A 13,134-nucleotide genomic window follows, 5' to 3' on the forward strand; every position below is an offset into this window, starting at 1 on the left:
CTCGCCAGAGTCGCATTCGCCTTGATGAAAACTCAAGGCGAGTACATCAGCAGAAGGACATAAAGGCATTGCCCTAAACCATAGAATCTCCTACGGGTCGCGAACCGGTCCTAAAAAGTATCCGTCTCAAGGATCGATTTTACGCCGCACCCACGAAAACGGCGCCAGCACCCAGAACACCCCATACGCCAATGTCCGCGTACACATCCGCACCACTAGCGGTGCCGGCCGCCAGTCTGCTTCGGCAACGAAAGCGCCAACCGGCCGAAAGCGCGCCAACGGACGGGTCAGAAACGCCTGCCATAGACCGTGACGCGAGATCGCCGCGCCCAGATTTTCGGGCAGAAAGAAGCCCGAATGGCCATACTCCTCGGCCCGCACGTTAAGCGTCGAGGCAGCCAGATATCCAACCTTCCCGCCCGGCCCGGCGCCGGGAATCGCGTATTGCGCGAAAGGCACGGCGCGATCCTGGCCACCGACATGATTGAGCACAGCCTCCACCCGCCCCTGGGCAATTAGCCGATCCCAGTCGAAATCCGGGCGCACGATGCTCGCTGCAGTGATGATGCGACCAAACTTCAGGTCGGCGAATTCGGGGTTCTCCAGCACCCGTGACAGCAGCAGCGTGCCGAAGCTGTGGGCGATGATGTCCGGCCGGTCGGGCAGCCGGCTCTTTTGCGCCTCTGCGATGGCGATGCGCATGCGCTCGCCCAGGCGCCTGGCGAGGCGATCGTGCAGCCAGCGGGCGAACACGTCGATGGTCGCCCAGCCGTACTTGTAAATCAGTACCGGCGCCGAATAGCTGAGGCGGTTGGCGATTTCCCAGCTGAAGGCTTCCTGCCATTTGGCGCGGCTGTTCATGCCGTGAATGACGATCAGCCAGCGAATGTCGCGACTGCCCTCGCCCACCAGCCGATAGACAGGTTCGACCTCGGCCGTCACACCTTCCTGCTCGAAATCGGCCTGACAGAATGGGCACACAGTGTTGGCCATACCGGCCGGCAGCAGACGCGCGCACGGCGCCATTGGGCAGCGGTAAACCTCATGCCGCTCGGCGCTCGTGGCACCGACCAGGCCGTCGAGAAAGATCTTCAGCCCAACATCGTCAGGCGCCGCCTCGACCGTCCGGGCGAACTGCGCCTGGGTGAATTCCAGCTCAACGCCCTGACTCAGGCGCCGCTCGACCTCCACCTGCCAGCGGTCCGACTGTGTCGTATTCATGATGCGCCGTTGTAAGCCCAGAGCAGTTCGACGATGCGCAGCACATCTTCACGCTTGCACTGCGCCCAGATACGCAGCCGCGCGTCGCGGCCATACACCTGCACGGCAATGCGCCGGCTGGTGCCATGTTCTTCGGCGGCGAAATGCAGCATGCCCTGAGCCCGGTCGAACTGGCCGGTGTCCACCGCCTGCAGCACCACGCGCACCGGCTCGACGGCTTCGATTCCGCCATTGGCCAGGGTCGAGGCCATCTCCACATAGCCGCCATCGAGTTCGAAGCGGGTCGAATGCACGCCCTTGCCCTTGCTCGCCGCCACCTTGACGGCCTGGTCAAGGGGGATGGGTTTTGCCGGGGCGTCCGGGCAACCGATGGCGACCAGCGTGCGGCGGATATCCCCGAAAACCGCCTTGTGATCGATCTCGGGGTTGCGGTGAATCAGTACCAGGCAGTAGGGGTCGGCGAAGCGCCACTCGAAGCGCACCACGCTGCGATCAAGCCGCTGCCGATAGGCGTCGAAGCGATAACGCTCCAGCCCTTCCTCGAGTGTGAAATCCTTGGGTTTGAAGCGATTCCAGCCAGCCTTGCCCTGATGCCAGAGCAACGACAGGCCAGCGTCGGACAACGCGATATGAGTGAGCGTGAGCGCTTCCGGGAAATCCAGGCTGGCGCTGGCGCCGAGCGCTTCGGCATGAGGGCTCGCGGCGATACCGGCGGCCAGCCGCGCCCCATCGACCGCGGGCGGCGCGATCAGGTAAAGGTGCTGGTCGCCCCAGCCCTCGACTTCCGCCAACCAGGCTTCGAGCTTTTCCTGGGTTAGCTCGTCGGCATCGATGGCGGCGTCCAGGTTGGCAGCGAAGTCTTCCTTGGTCGCGCCGATCCTGGCGTTGGTGCCACGCAGCAGTTCCTTGATGAACGCGTTGCCCTGAGCAACGATCACCCGTCGCACCAGCTCCTTGAGTTGCGTCTTGCTCAGCGGATCCATGCCCTCTCCCGACAATACGCCGTGTCACGCCGGGCGGCAGGCACCCGGCGCAACATAGCCATACGCCATCATACTGCGTGGAGAGGATTTTGGCGCTGCGTCGCTATCAGGCGATCACCTGCCCGCCAGCCAGCGGCTTTCTGAGGGGCGTCGCTTCGCCCAGTGCACTGACCGAGTTGAGCCGCTCGACCTGCTCGGACGAAAGGTCGACGGCCAGCGAACCGAGGTTATCGGTAGCCTGCGCCAGGGAGCGCGGGCCGATGATCGGCACCGAGCCATGGCTGCCAGCCCAGGCGATGGCGACCTGGCCTGGCGTGGCGCCCAGCTCCTCGGCGATGGCCAGCACCGTATCGAGAATCTGCGTGCGCTGTGGCGAGTTCTCGGCCTGGAACACCCGGCCGCCAAGTCCCTCGGCCCGGCCCTTCTCGCCCTGGCGATATTTGCCAGTGAGCATGCCGCCCCCCAGGGGCGACCAGGTCAGCATGCCCAGGCCCAGCGCCCGACAGGCCTGGAACAGGTCGGCCTCGGGGTCGCGGTGCACCAGGCTATGTTCGAACTGCGCGGCGGCGATGGGCAGCGCCCGCGTCAGCTCCGCCAGCGTGGCGATATGGGCGAGGCGCCAGGCCGGGAAGTTGGACAGCCCTGCGTAGAGGATCTTGCCGGCACGAGCCAGATCGTCGAACCCGCGGATCAGCTCCTCGGCCGGCGTCAGGCCATCGGGATGGTGCACCCAGTAAAGGTCGATGCGGTCGGTCTTCAGGCGTTTCAGGCTGGCCTCGACGGAGGCGACCATGGCCTTGCGGCTATTACCGGTCACCAGGCGGTTGGCGTTCGGCACTGCGCCGCTGGTGTACTTGCTGGCGAGCAGGAAATCCTCGCGGCGCCCTTGCAGCAGCGTGCCGAGCAGCGCTTCGGACTGGCCGAACTGATAGACGTCCGCCGTATCGATGAAATTGCCGCCGGCTTCGGCGTAGGCATTGAAAATGCTCCTGCTGGTATCCGGGTCGGCGCCATGGCCCCAGCCTGTGCCGAAATTGCCCGTGCCTAGTGCAACCTGGGAAACCTGCAAGCCGGTATTGCCGAACGCTACGTATTTCATGGTCTGCTCCACTGTCATCATGCCGCCAGGCGGCCTAGGTCGATTGCGTTTACTGCGCGGGGCGCCGCGGTACAACCAAATTACCTACGGAAACCTGTACGGGCTGATCGTGCTGATTCAGGGTGGTGGTGCGCAGCTTGACCAGGCCCTGGGTAGGTTTGCTCCTGGACGGCCGTACCTCCAGCACCTCGAGCTCGACCCGCAGCTCGTCACCGGGCCGCACCGGCAGTGGCCAGCGCAGTTCGTCGAAACCGGCGCCGATGATGCCGCCGGCCAGCTTCGGCTCGCAGTCCACCAGCAGGCGCATGGTCAGTGCCGCGGTATGCCAGCCACTGGCCGCCAGCGAGCCGAACAGCGAATCGCGCGCTGCTTCGTTATCGAGATGAAAGGGCTGCGGGTCGAACTCACGGGCAAAGGCCTTGATGGCATTTTCTTCAACGCGCGCTCGGGCGTTGCCCTTGAAGTGTTGCCCAGGAGCCAGGTCGTCGAGGTAATAAAGGGTCATTTCTGCCTCCGTTTCTGGTCGTCGCCGTCGCGACGGCCAGGTGATGAATTCACTTCGTCGCCGCCAAGATCTGCGTGTGGCAAACGCTGAGAATTTCGTCGGCCAGTGGCGAGTCATCCGGGCAGGCCCGCGACAGCAAGATGGCGCCGACAGCCTGGGCGAGCTGGCCGATCAACCTGGCACGCTGCTCTTGGCTCACATCACCATCCGCTGAAGCTTCGTTACGCCCCAGCGTTGCCAACAAGCTGTCGATACCGTCGGCAAAGATCGCTTTGAGATTCTCCGGCTGGCGCGCCGCATCGCCGCCAAGCGCGGCGAGCGTGCAGCCAGCATCGCGAGAATCACGGTGCTGGCGCGACACGTAAAGATCGAAGAATTGCGCGGCGTCTACCGCCTGGGTGCGCTCGAGCGTTTTCGAAATACCGCAAGCCGCGGACTCGGCCATCAAATCGGCCTTGGAGCCAAAGTGCTTGTAGAAGCCGCCATGGGTGAAGCCGGCCGCAGCCATCAGATCGGCCACGCCAACGCCGTCATAACCGCGCTCACGGAACAGCTGCGATGCCGTATCCACGATCAGCGCCCGGTTCGCCTGGGCCTGGGCTTTGCTCACTCGCATGAGGTGATGCCTCCTGAAGTCCTGTCGATTGGCTGAGAGCCACTATACATAGATGTCGATCATAATCAAAATGCGTTGACATAAAAGATTATGACCATCATCTTAAACCGCACCGACACCACCGTCGTTAACTGGCATCGACGCCCCACTCCGCTATCGAGCAGATCACCATGAGCCAACTCTCTACCGTACTTATCACCGGCGCTTCGTCCGGTATCGGCGCCGTTTACGCGCAACGCTTCGCACAGCGTGGTCATGACCTGGTGCTGGTCGCTCGCGATCAGGCGCGCCTGGAATCGCTGGCCAGCCGGCTGCGCGCCGAACATGGCGTAGCCGTGGATATTCTGCGCGCCGACCTGAGCCAGGCCGATGACACCCGGCTTGTCGAAAAACGGCTGCGTGAGGATGCGCGCATCGGCGTGCTGATCAACAACGCAGGCATCGCGCAATCGGGCAGATTCGTGGAGCAGGCAGGAGACGCAATCGAGCGGCTGATCACCCTCAACACCACTGCCCTGGCCCGCCTGGCCAACGCCATTGCGCCGCGCCTGGCGCAGGCCGGTGGTGGCAGCATCGTCAATATCGGCTCGGTGGTCGGTCTGGCGCCGGAGCTGGGCATGACCGTCTACGGCGCCAGCAAGGCCTTCGTGCTGTTCCTGTCCCAGGGGCTGAGCCTGGAGCTGAACCCCAAGGGCGTCTATGTACAGGCGGTGCTGCCGGCGGCCACCCGCACCGAAATCTGGGAACGTGCCGGCATCGACATCAGCGCCATCCCGGAGCTGATGGACGTCAATGAGCTGGTGGATGCCGCGCTGGTGGGCTTCGACAAACGCGAGGCGGTGACCATTCCTCCCCTGCATGACGACGCTGCCTGGGACAAACTCAACAGCGCCCGCCAGGCCCTGCTCAGCGGCATCAAGCAATCCCAGGCGGCTGAGCGCTATCGCCCGGCCGACGCGCAGCGAGGCTAAGACCATGCCATCGAATCAAGGCACCTGGGTGCTTATCAGCGGCGCCTCGAGTGGCCTCGGCGAGGAGTTCGCCAGGCAATACGCGGCAGCTGGCCATAACCTGATACTCGTGGCCCGGCGATTGGAACGGCTCGAAGAACTGGCAGACTCCCTGCGCCAGCAACATCGCATCGACGTGCTGGTCGAGCAGGTAGACCTCGCCGACATCGCAGCCGTGAACCGCTTGCATCAACGGTTGACTGAAGAACGGGGCATCGAGGTCGATGTGCTGATCAACAACGCAGGCCATGGTTTGCAGGGGCCATTTCTGGGCAGCCAACCTGAGGCGGCCCTGTCGATGATCCAGTTGGACATTGCCAGCCTCACCGTCATGACCCACCTCTTCGGCCAGGACATGCGCCGCCGCAAGCGCGGCAAAATCCTGCAGGTTTCCAGCATTCTCGCCTACCAGGGCGTCGAGAGTTTTGCGGTCTACTCGGCGGCCAAGGCCTACGTGTTGCGCTTCAGCGAAGCACTGCACCGGGAATTCAAACACGACGGCGTGACCGTCACCGCACTATGCCCGGGCCTGACCGACACCGGCTTCGCCAGTGCCGCGCGCCAGCACATCACGCCCACGTTGAAGGCCGTGATGATGAAAACCCCGCCAGTGGTGCGCGCCGGTATTCGCGCCATGAATAACGGCCGTATCAGCATCGTGCCTGGTGTTGCCAACAAGCTGAACGTCGTGTTCATGTGGGTAACCCCGCGCTGGCTTCATCAGGCCGTCCTGGCTCGAATAATGACCGCCTGATCGAGATACTGACTGCCCGTTCGATAGCCAGATGACGCCCCAACGTTCCCCAATCGCAGAGCCGCTGACAACCCGGCGGCCACCGACCCTCTGATGGAGTTTTTATGTCCGACGACGTTCTGTTCAGCCCCTTCACGCTAAAGGGCCTGGAGCTTGCCAACCGCATCGTCATGGCGCCGATGACCCGCGCCATGGCTCCGGAAGGCATCCCCGGCCCGCAACATGCCGAGTACTACCGCCGCCGCGCGGCTGGCGGTGTCGGCCTGATTCTTACCGAGGGCACGGTGATCGACCGCCCGGCCTCGCGCAACATGCCGGGCATCCCCTTCTTCCACGGCGATGCGGCGCTGGCCGGCTGGGCTGAAGTGGCAAAGGCCGTGCATGCCGCAGGCGGGCGTATCGGGCCGCAGATCTGGCACACCGGTTCGACCCGTGGCCAGGGCGGCTGGGAGCCTGAAGCACCGGTCGAGAGCCCATCCGGGCTGGTAGCGCCAGATGATCCGCGCGGCACGGCGATGAGTCTGGAAGATATCGCCGACACCGTGGCCGCTTTCGCCAGCGCCGCTGCCGATGCCAAGCGCCTGGGCTTCGATACCGTGGAATTGCACGGCGCCCACGGCTACCTGATCGACCAATTCTTCTGGCCCGGCACCAACACCCGCACCGACGCCTTTGGCGGCGCCACCATCGCCGAGCGTTCGAGCTTCGCGGCCGAAGCAGTGCGCGCCGTACGAGCAGCGGTGGGCGAGGACTTCCCGCTGATCCTGCGGGTCAGCCAGTGGAAGCAGCAGAACTACGCCGCGCGCCTGGCCACCACGCCAGAGCAGATGACCGAATGGCTGGCGCCGCTGGTCGACGCCGGTGTGGATATTCTGCACTGCTCGCAGCGCCGCTTCTGGGAACCGGAGTTCCCCGAGATCGACGGCGCCGAAGGCCTCAACTTCGCCGGCTGGGCAAAGAAATTGACGGGTGCACCGACCATCAGCGTCGGCTCTGTAGGTCTGGATGGCGACTTCTTCGGCGCCTTCGGCGGCAAGGGTTCCGGCGCCGCGGTGCTGGATAACCTGCACTTGCGCATGGAGCGTGAGGAGTTCGACCTGATCGCCGTCGGCCGCGTGCTGATCTCCGATGCCGAGTGGGCCAACAAGGTCCGCAAGGGCGAGCCGCTGCCGGGCTTCGACGCGGCTGATCTGGCCAAGCTGGCCTGACGACCAGGCTGCATTGCTCAAGAAAACGCGAGCACAGAGCTCGCGTTTTTTTATTCTGGCGGGCTATCGCCCGCCTCTACTGCTCCTCATCACGCAGCTGTGCGCTCAACTGGTCGCAACTGGCGGACCAGTCGCTCAGCCACTGCGGCAATGGCGGCGATTGCTCGGGCAAGCGCAGTTCGGCGGCGAATTCGCCCGGCAACACGTTGCCTTTAGGCCCACGAAGCAGCCCACGCATGATCACCACGCCAACCACACGCCCGCCCTTGATGAAGCGATGCTCCATGAAGCTCCACTTGTCATCCCAACCCAGCATGCGGGAGTGAACTTCGAAGGCTTCGAACAGCTTCAGCTCACGGCGAAACTTGCCCCACACGTCACCGACGATGGGCAACGCACGATGGCGCAGCGCCACCCGGAATGCACCACTGCGCAATACGTAATCCATGCGCCCGACATCGGCGAGGGTGAAGTAGCGGCCGTTGGTGACATGACGATTGAAGTCCAGATCCAGCGGCCACACGCGCATGCGCACCACGGTGGTGTCGAACGCCAAAACTGGTTTGCGCCAGGGGCGGCGCAAGAGCATCAGGAAGAGGCGAAACCAGAGATTCATACAGGGACGGCCGGTAGCAGCGAAAGGCTTTCACTGTATACGGCGGGTGAGCGGGCGAGGTAGCTGCGAAGCGGCCGTTTCGCACGGGGTTTGTGCCTCGCTGGCAGCGGTTCAGCTACTTAGATGCGCTATCAGCGTTCTCGACGAATGGATCGGTTGGCGTGAATACGGTCTGCCCGTCCCGCTCGAGCAGCCGCTTGAGCTGGGCGATGAAGTCCAGCATCACCGCTTGCACGAGGGCACCGTTGCCCAGTTGTGACGTACTCAGGTGCCGTTGCCCCAGGCATTGTCCGTCGTTGGATATCGCCCTGAAGCAAATGCCGGTGGGACAACGCTCGAGTTCGAGCTGGCAGCCGGTTTCCGTCATGAATCTGCTGATGTATTTGTCCATACCTCTGTGAGGCGGATACATGCAGAACAGTTCGTATAGTCTTGCGACCACTCGTCCGGGGCATCAAGAATGGCCGCGAAGCGCCAATTAGACGCGCACGGCCACTCGTCTCAGCTCACACCGGTAGGCCCGTCGATAACCTGACGCACCTTGCGCGCCAACTCGTTGGGCACGTAGGGCTTGGAGATCACATCAAACTCGCTGCCACCGGCATCGGTGCGCTCCAGCGAGTTCTCCGCGTAGCCTGTGGTCAGCAGCACCTTGAGGCCCGGTTTGCGGCGGCGTGCTTCACGCGCCAGCATCACGCCATTCATGCCGCCGGGCATGATCAGGTCGGTGAATAGCAGGTCGTACTCGGCCACATCCAGACGCAGCAGCGCTTCGCGAGCATTCAGGGCGATGTCGGTGATATAGCCATAATCCTCGAGCACCATGCGCGCGAGGTCCGCCACATCCGGGCGGTCCTCGACCACCAAAACGCGCTCGGTGCCGTTGCGCTCGTTAGTGCGCTCCTTCGCCGGGCTGTGGATCACCTGGCTGTCATCGGCCGGGAAGTACAGGCGCAACGTAGTACCCACGCCCTCTTCCGAATAGATGCGCACGGCGCCGCCAGATTGCTTGACGAAGCCGTAGACCATCGACAAGCCAAGCCCGGAACCCTTGCCTTCATCCTTGGTGGTGAAGAATGGATCCATCACCCGGCTGCTCACGCCTTCGGACATGCCCATGCCGTTATCGGTGATCGCCACGCTGACATATCGGCCCGGCATCAACCCGTCATAGGACATGCTGCCCAGTTCTTCGACCCTGACGTTCTTGGTTTCGATATGCACCACGGGCTGGTCGCGACCTTCAAGCGCGTCGCGGGCGTTGATCAGGATGTTGAGAAACGCGACCTCGGCCTGAGTGGGGTCGATGCGGCAATTCCACAGGCTCTTGTCCAGGGTCAGACGCAGGTTCGCATTGCCCAGCGTGCGTTCGCCCAACTCTTTAAAGCCGCTGATCATCCCATTGAGGTTCAGTACCCGGCCTTCGAGCTTCTGCTTGCGCGAGAACGCCAGCAGCTGCTGGGTCAGCGTGGCCGCGCGGTCCGCGGCGTTGCGCGCGTTGTTCACGCAGCGCAGGATGCGATCGACGTCGTATTGAGGCTTGCTGGCAGTTCGTTCGAGCACTTCCAGGTAGCCGATCATCACCTGCAGCAGGTTGTTGAAGTCGTGGGCGATGCCACCGGTCAGCTGGCCCAGGGCCTCCATCTTCTGCGCCTGGCGCAACCCTTCCTCGGCGTCGCGGCGGCGGCTGATGTCCAACTGCGAGGCGAAGAAATAGATCAGCTCGCCGGCATCGTTGTATACCGGGGAGATAAACAGCGCGTTCCAGAAGGTCGAGCCATCCTTGCGGTAGTTGATCAGCTCAACCGAGATCTCCTGGCGTTTGGTAATGGCCTCCCGCACCTGGGCGACCACCGAGCGGTCGGTTTCCGCGCCCTGCAGAAAGCGGCAGTTCTGGCCGACGATTTCCTCGACCTCATAGCCGGTCATTTCCAGAAAAGCGTTATTGGCGAAGATGATCGGGTTATCGGGACGGTTGGGATCGGTCACGATCATCGGCATGCGGGTGGTTTCCACCGCTGCGAAGAAGATGTTCTTCCCCGAGCCGGAAATGTCGCCCGACGAGGCGTTATCGACCCGGAAATCGTGCTTGCCACCTGTTGGCATCGGCTTACCTATAGCGTTGCTGGCGGGGCCGATTGAACAAGCCCCTGTAGGTGATTCGAGCAACAGCGCCTTGAGAAGTTCTACAAGCAATGCGAGCTGTACAAGCCTGAAGCAAGGATGCCGAAGGATTACGGTAGAAAGCTCGCAAATTCCATGAACAATCGTGGCAAATGCTGCTGGGTTTGCCGCTCCCGCTCAGGCACACTGGGCGCCGACCCGCACCCCAGCAAGGTGTCCCGTGCCATCCATCCTTGACGATTTCGACTGGGCCGCCACGCCGCTCGGCCCCCAGCACAGCTGGCCCGCCGCGCTGCGCACCACCTGCGCGATCATGGCCACCAGCAGCTTCGCCATGTGCGCTGTCTGGGGTCCTCGGCGCACCTTGCTGTACAACGAGCCCTACGCGGCCATTCTCGGCAAGCATCACCCTGATGCCCTCGGCCAGCCCATTGAAATTGCGTGGGCCGATGTGTGGCCGACCCTAGGCCCGCTGGTGCAGCAGGTGCTACGCGGTGAGCCGGTGCATGATGAAAACATGCATCTTCTGCTGCACCGCAGCGGCCAGCCCGAAGACACCTACTGGACCTTCTCCTACAGCCCGCTGCGCGACGATTCAGGCCAGGTCGCCGGTTTCCTGAATGTCGCCATCGAGACCACTCGGGTGGTCACCATCGAGCAGCCGGCCGTCGCCAACGCCGAGCGGGTGCAATTGGCGCTGGCTGCCGGAGCGATCATCGGTACCTGGTTCTGGGACCTACCCAGCAACCAGTTCACGGTCGACGAAGCCTTCGCCCGCAGCTTCGGTCTGGATCCGGCACTTGGCCGCCGCGGCCTGAGCCTGCAGCAGGTAGTTGAGACGGTTCACCCGGACGACATCGACAGCCTGCTCGCTGCCATCAACGAAGCGATTGCCCGCGGCGGCCCCTACGCCCACCAGTACCGCGTGCGCCGCGCCGATGGCCGTTATTACTGGCTGGAAGCCAACGGCCGTGTCGAGTTGGCAGCCGATGGTACGGGCCTGAGTTTTCCCGGCGTGCTGATCAACGTCGAAGAGCGCCGCGCCATCGAAGGGGAACGTGACCGTGCCATCGCCCGGGTCATGGCGCTCAATGCCGAGCTCGAACAGAAGGTCATTGCCCAGACCTTCGAGCGTGGCCGTACCTGGCAGATCACCCCGGATCTGCTCGGCGTGCTCAACCACGATGGCTACTTCGAGACCACCAACCCGGCCTGGCAGGCCACCCTGGGCTGGAGCGAGGAGGAACTGGCCAGCGTTCACTTCCTCGAATTCGTCCACCCCAAGGACCAGGCTGCCACAAAACAGGTGTGGATGAACTTCAAGAGCGCCGGAGAGCCGGCGCTGGGACTGGAGCACCGCTTCCGCTGCCGCAACGGCGACTGGCGCTGGCTGTCCTGGGTGGCGGTGCCCGACGGCCGCAAGACCTACTGCTCGGCCCGCGACATCACACGAGAGAAACTCAACCGCGCCGAACTGCGCAAGCGCACCGCCGAACGCGACCGTCTGTGGGAAACCACCAACGATCTGATGGGATCGGCGGGGCTGGACGGCTACCTCAAGACCATCAACCCGGCCTGGACGCAACTGCTCGGCTGGGAGGCAGACACACTGCTCAGCGCGCCCTTTCTCGACGTGGTGGTCGAGGACGACTGGGCCGATGTGCTCAATCTCATGGAACGTCTGCGCCAGGGTGAAAAGGTCAGCGACTTCACCAGCCGCTTGCGCAGCAAGGATGGCGAAACGCGCACCTTCATGTGGACGGCCGGCCCGGATCCCTCCGGGCGGATCTTCCATTTCGTTGGCCGCGATGTCACAGCCCAGCACATGGCAGAGGAATCCCTGCGCCAGGCGCAGAAGATGGAGGCCATCGGCCAGCTGACCGGCGGTCTGGCCCACGATTTCAACAACCTGCTGGCCGGTATCTCCGGTGCGCTGGAGCTGATGCACTTGCGCATCGAACAGGGCCGCTTTCATGAGCTGGCCCGTTACATGAGCGCTGCGGAAACCGCCACTCGCCGCGCCGCCGCCCTGACCCATCGCCTGCTAGCCTTCTCGCGCAGGCAGACGCTGCTGCCCAGCCCCACAGACACCAACCAGTTGATCGCCGGCATGCTGGAAATGATCCAGCGCACCGTCGGCCCGGCCATTCGCCTGGAGAGCGATCTGCAGGCCGACCTTTGGACGGCTCTGGTCGACGCCTCGCAGCTGGAAAATACCCTGCTCAACCTGTGCATCAACGCCCGCGACGCCATGCCAGGTGGCGGCGTGATCAAGGTCAGCACCCGCAACCTGCATATCGACGCAACCCAGGCCACCGCACTGAACCTGACGCCGGGCTCTTACCTGAGCCTGGCGGTCGACGACGATGGCGTGGGCATGCCCGCCCACATCGTTGCCCGCGCGGTGGAGCCGTTTTTCACCACCAAACCGATCGGCGAAGGCACCGGCCTAGGACTTTCCATGGCCTACGGCTTCGCCAAGCAATCCGGCGGGCAAATGCGCATCACGTCGGTTGAAGGTGAGGGTACGGTAGTAACGCTTTACCTGCCGCGACACAACGGTAACCCGCAGAGCGAAACCGAGCCGGGTAGCATTCCCGCACTCGAACCTGCGCAAGAACGCCAAGGCAAGACGGTGTTGGTGGTCGACGACGAGCCGACCATTCGCCTGCTGGTCACCGATGTGCTCGAAGAACTGGGGCTGACGGTGATCGAAGCCGGCGACAGCACAGCGGGCATCGGCCTGCTGCATTCGGACGCCGCCATCGACCTGTTGATCAGCGACGTCGGCCTGCCTGGCGGCATGAACGGCCGGCAGATGGCCGATGCCGGCAGGCAGCAGCGGCCGGGCATGCCGGTGTTGCTGATCACCGGCTACGCGGAAAATACGCTACTCACCGATGGTCAGCTGGCGCCTGGCATCACCGTGCTGACCAAACCCTTCACCCTCGACGCTCTGGCCTCGCGGGTGCGAGAACTGCTCGCCGAATAGCGAGCG

Annotated in this window: 11 protein-coding genes and 1 pseudogene; 4 read left to right on the forward strand and 8 right to left on the reverse strand. The window is 63.6% G+C overall.

What is annotated here, in order from left to right; translation table 11 throughout:
• Positions 1 to 126: 126 nt before the first annotated feature.
• The 5 genes and pseudogenes from FB481_RS12665 to FB481_RS12685 form a co-directional block, all read right to left on the reverse strand.
• Positions 127 to 1,221, reverse strand: a complete 1,095-nt coding sequence (locus FB481_RS12665) for a hypothetical protein (RefSeq protein ID WP_093506056.1) — start codon at positions 1,219 to 1,221, stop codon at positions 127 to 129.
• A complete protein-coding gene (locus FB481_RS12670; RefSeq protein ID WP_093506058.1) occupies positions 1,218 to 2,204 on the reverse strand; it encodes a hypothetical protein in 987 nt (328 codons plus the stop codon). Before FB481_RS12670 ends, FB481_RS12665 begins: the two co-directional genes overlap by 4 nt.
• A gap of 68 nt (positions 2,205 to 2,272) precedes the next feature.
• Positions 2,273 to 3,303 (reverse strand): annotated as a pseudogene (locus tag FB481_RS12675) (aldo/keto reductase).
• Positions 3,304 to 3,352: 49 nt separating this feature from the next.
• Positions 3,353 to 3,808 (reverse strand): MaoC family dehydratase, encoded by a 456-nt coding sequence (locus FB481_RS12680; RefSeq protein WP_093506062.1) that lies wholly within the window; start codon positions 3,806 to 3,808, stop codon positions 3,353 to 3,355.
• 49 nt (positions 3,809 to 3,857) lie between these two features.
• Positions 3,858 to 4,424, reverse strand: a complete 567-nt coding sequence (locus FB481_RS12685) for a TetR/AcrR family transcriptional regulator (protein WP_147176627.1) — start codon at positions 4,422 to 4,424, stop codon at positions 3,858 to 3,860.
• A 170-nt stretch (positions 4,425 to 4,594) separates the two neighbouring features.
• Here FB481_RS12685 and FB481_RS12690 point away from each other — a divergent pair, with 170 nt between their 5' ends.
• From FB481_RS12690 to FB481_RS12700, 3 genes are all read left to right on the forward strand, one after another.
• Positions 4,595 to 5,395 carry an SDR family oxidoreductase gene (locus tag FB481_RS12690; protein WP_147176628.1) on the forward strand — a complete coding sequence of 267 codons (801 nt, stop codon included), beginning with the start codon at positions 4,595 to 4,597 and terminating at the stop codon, positions 5,393 to 5,395.
• 4 nt (positions 5,396 to 5,399) lie between these two features.
• Positions 5,400 to 6,188, forward strand: coding sequence for an SDR family oxidoreductase (locus FB481_RS12695; protein ID WP_147176629.1), 789 nt, complete (start codon positions 5,400 to 5,402; stop codon positions 6,186 to 6,188).
• Between the two features lie 104 nt (positions 6,189 to 6,292).
• A complete protein-coding gene (locus FB481_RS12700; RefSeq protein ID WP_147176630.1) occupies positions 6,293 to 7,396 on the forward strand; it encodes an NADH:flavin oxidoreductase in 1,104 nt (367 codons plus the stop codon).
• 76 nt (positions 7,397 to 7,472) lie between these two features.
• On the opposite strand, the gene FB481_RS12705 is transcribed toward FB481_RS12700, so the two are convergent.
• From FB481_RS12705 to FB481_RS12715, 3 genes are all read right to left on the reverse strand, one after another.
• A complete protein-coding gene (locus tag FB481_RS12705; RefSeq protein WP_147176631.1) occupies positions 7,473 to 8,012 on the reverse strand; it encodes a thioesterase family protein in 540 nt (179 codons plus the stop codon).
• A gap of 115 nt (positions 8,013 to 8,127) precedes the next feature.
• The gene (locus FB481_RS12710; protein ID WP_147176632.1) at positions 8,128 to 8,403 is read right to left on the reverse strand and encodes a hypothetical protein; all 276 of its coding nucleotides are present in this window, start codon (positions 8,401 to 8,403) and stop codon (positions 8,128 to 8,130) included.
• A gap of 110 nt (positions 8,404 to 8,513) precedes the next feature.
• Complete coding sequence (locus FB481_RS12715) at positions 8,514 to 10,118, reverse strand: histidine kinase famiy protein (protein ID WP_147176633.1); 1,605 nt, start codon at positions 10,116 to 10,118, stop codon at positions 8,514 to 8,516.
• A gap of 238 nt (positions 10,119 to 10,356) precedes the next feature.
• On the opposite strand from FB481_RS12715, the gene FB481_RS12720 reads away from it, so the two are divergent.
• The gene (locus FB481_RS12720; RefSeq protein WP_147176634.1) at positions 10,357 to 13,128 is read left to right on the forward strand and encodes a PAS domain-containing sensor histidine kinase; all 2,772 of its coding nucleotides are present in this window, start codon (positions 10,357 to 10,359) and stop codon (positions 13,126 to 13,128) included.
• Positions 13,129 to 13,134 lie beyond the last annotated feature (6 nt).

Origin of the sequence: Pseudomonas sp. AG1028 (assembly GCF_007993955.1) — a bacterium.
Taxonomy (GTDB): Bacteria; Pseudomonadota; Gammaproteobacteria; order Pseudomonadales; family Pseudomonadaceae; genus Aquipseudomonas; species Aquipseudomonas straminea.

What these genes read in the sequence shown, in the direction of transcription:
- FB481_RS12700 (WP_147176630.1), top strand. Translation starts at nt 6,293, where the DNA reads ATGTCCGACGACGTTCTGTTCAGCCCCTTCACGCTAAAGGGCCTGGAG.
- FB481_RS12680 (WP_093506062.1), bottom strand. Translation starts at nt 3,808, where the DNA reads ATGACCCTTTATTACCTCGACGACCTGGCTCCTGGGCAACACTTCAAG.
- FB481_RS12685 (WP_147176627.1), bottom strand. Translation starts at nt 4,424, where the DNA reads ATGCGAGTGAGCAAAGCCCAGGCCCAGGCGAACCGGGCGCTGATCGTG.
- FB481_RS12715 (WP_147176633.1), bottom strand. Translation starts at nt 10,118, where the DNA reads ATGCCAACAGGTGGCAAGCACGATTTCCGGGTCGATAACGCCTCGTCG.
- FB481_RS12690 (WP_147176628.1), top strand. Translation starts at nt 4,595, where the DNA reads ATGAGCCAACTCTCTACCGTACTTATCACCGGCGCTTCGTCCGGTATC.
- FB481_RS12705 (WP_147176631.1), bottom strand. Translation starts at nt 8,012, where the DNA reads ATGAATCTCTGGTTTCGCCTCTTCCTGATGCTCTTGCGCCGCCCCTGG.
- FB481_RS12710 (WP_147176632.1), bottom strand. Translation starts at nt 8,403, where the DNA reads ATGGACAAATACATCAGCAGATTCATGACGGAAACCGGCTGCCAGCTC.
- FB481_RS12695 (WP_147176629.1), top strand. Translation starts at nt 5,400, where the DNA reads ATGCCATCGAATCAAGGCACCTGGGTGCTTATCAGCGGCGCCTCGAGT.
- FB481_RS12670 (WP_093506058.1), bottom strand. Translation starts at nt 2,204, where the DNA reads ATGGATCCGCTGAGCAAGACGCAACTCAAGGAGCTGGTGCGACGGGTG.
- FB481_RS12665 (WP_093506056.1), bottom strand. Translation starts at nt 1,221, where the DNA reads ATGAATACGACACAGTCGGACCGCTGGCAGGTGGAGGTCGAGCGGCGC.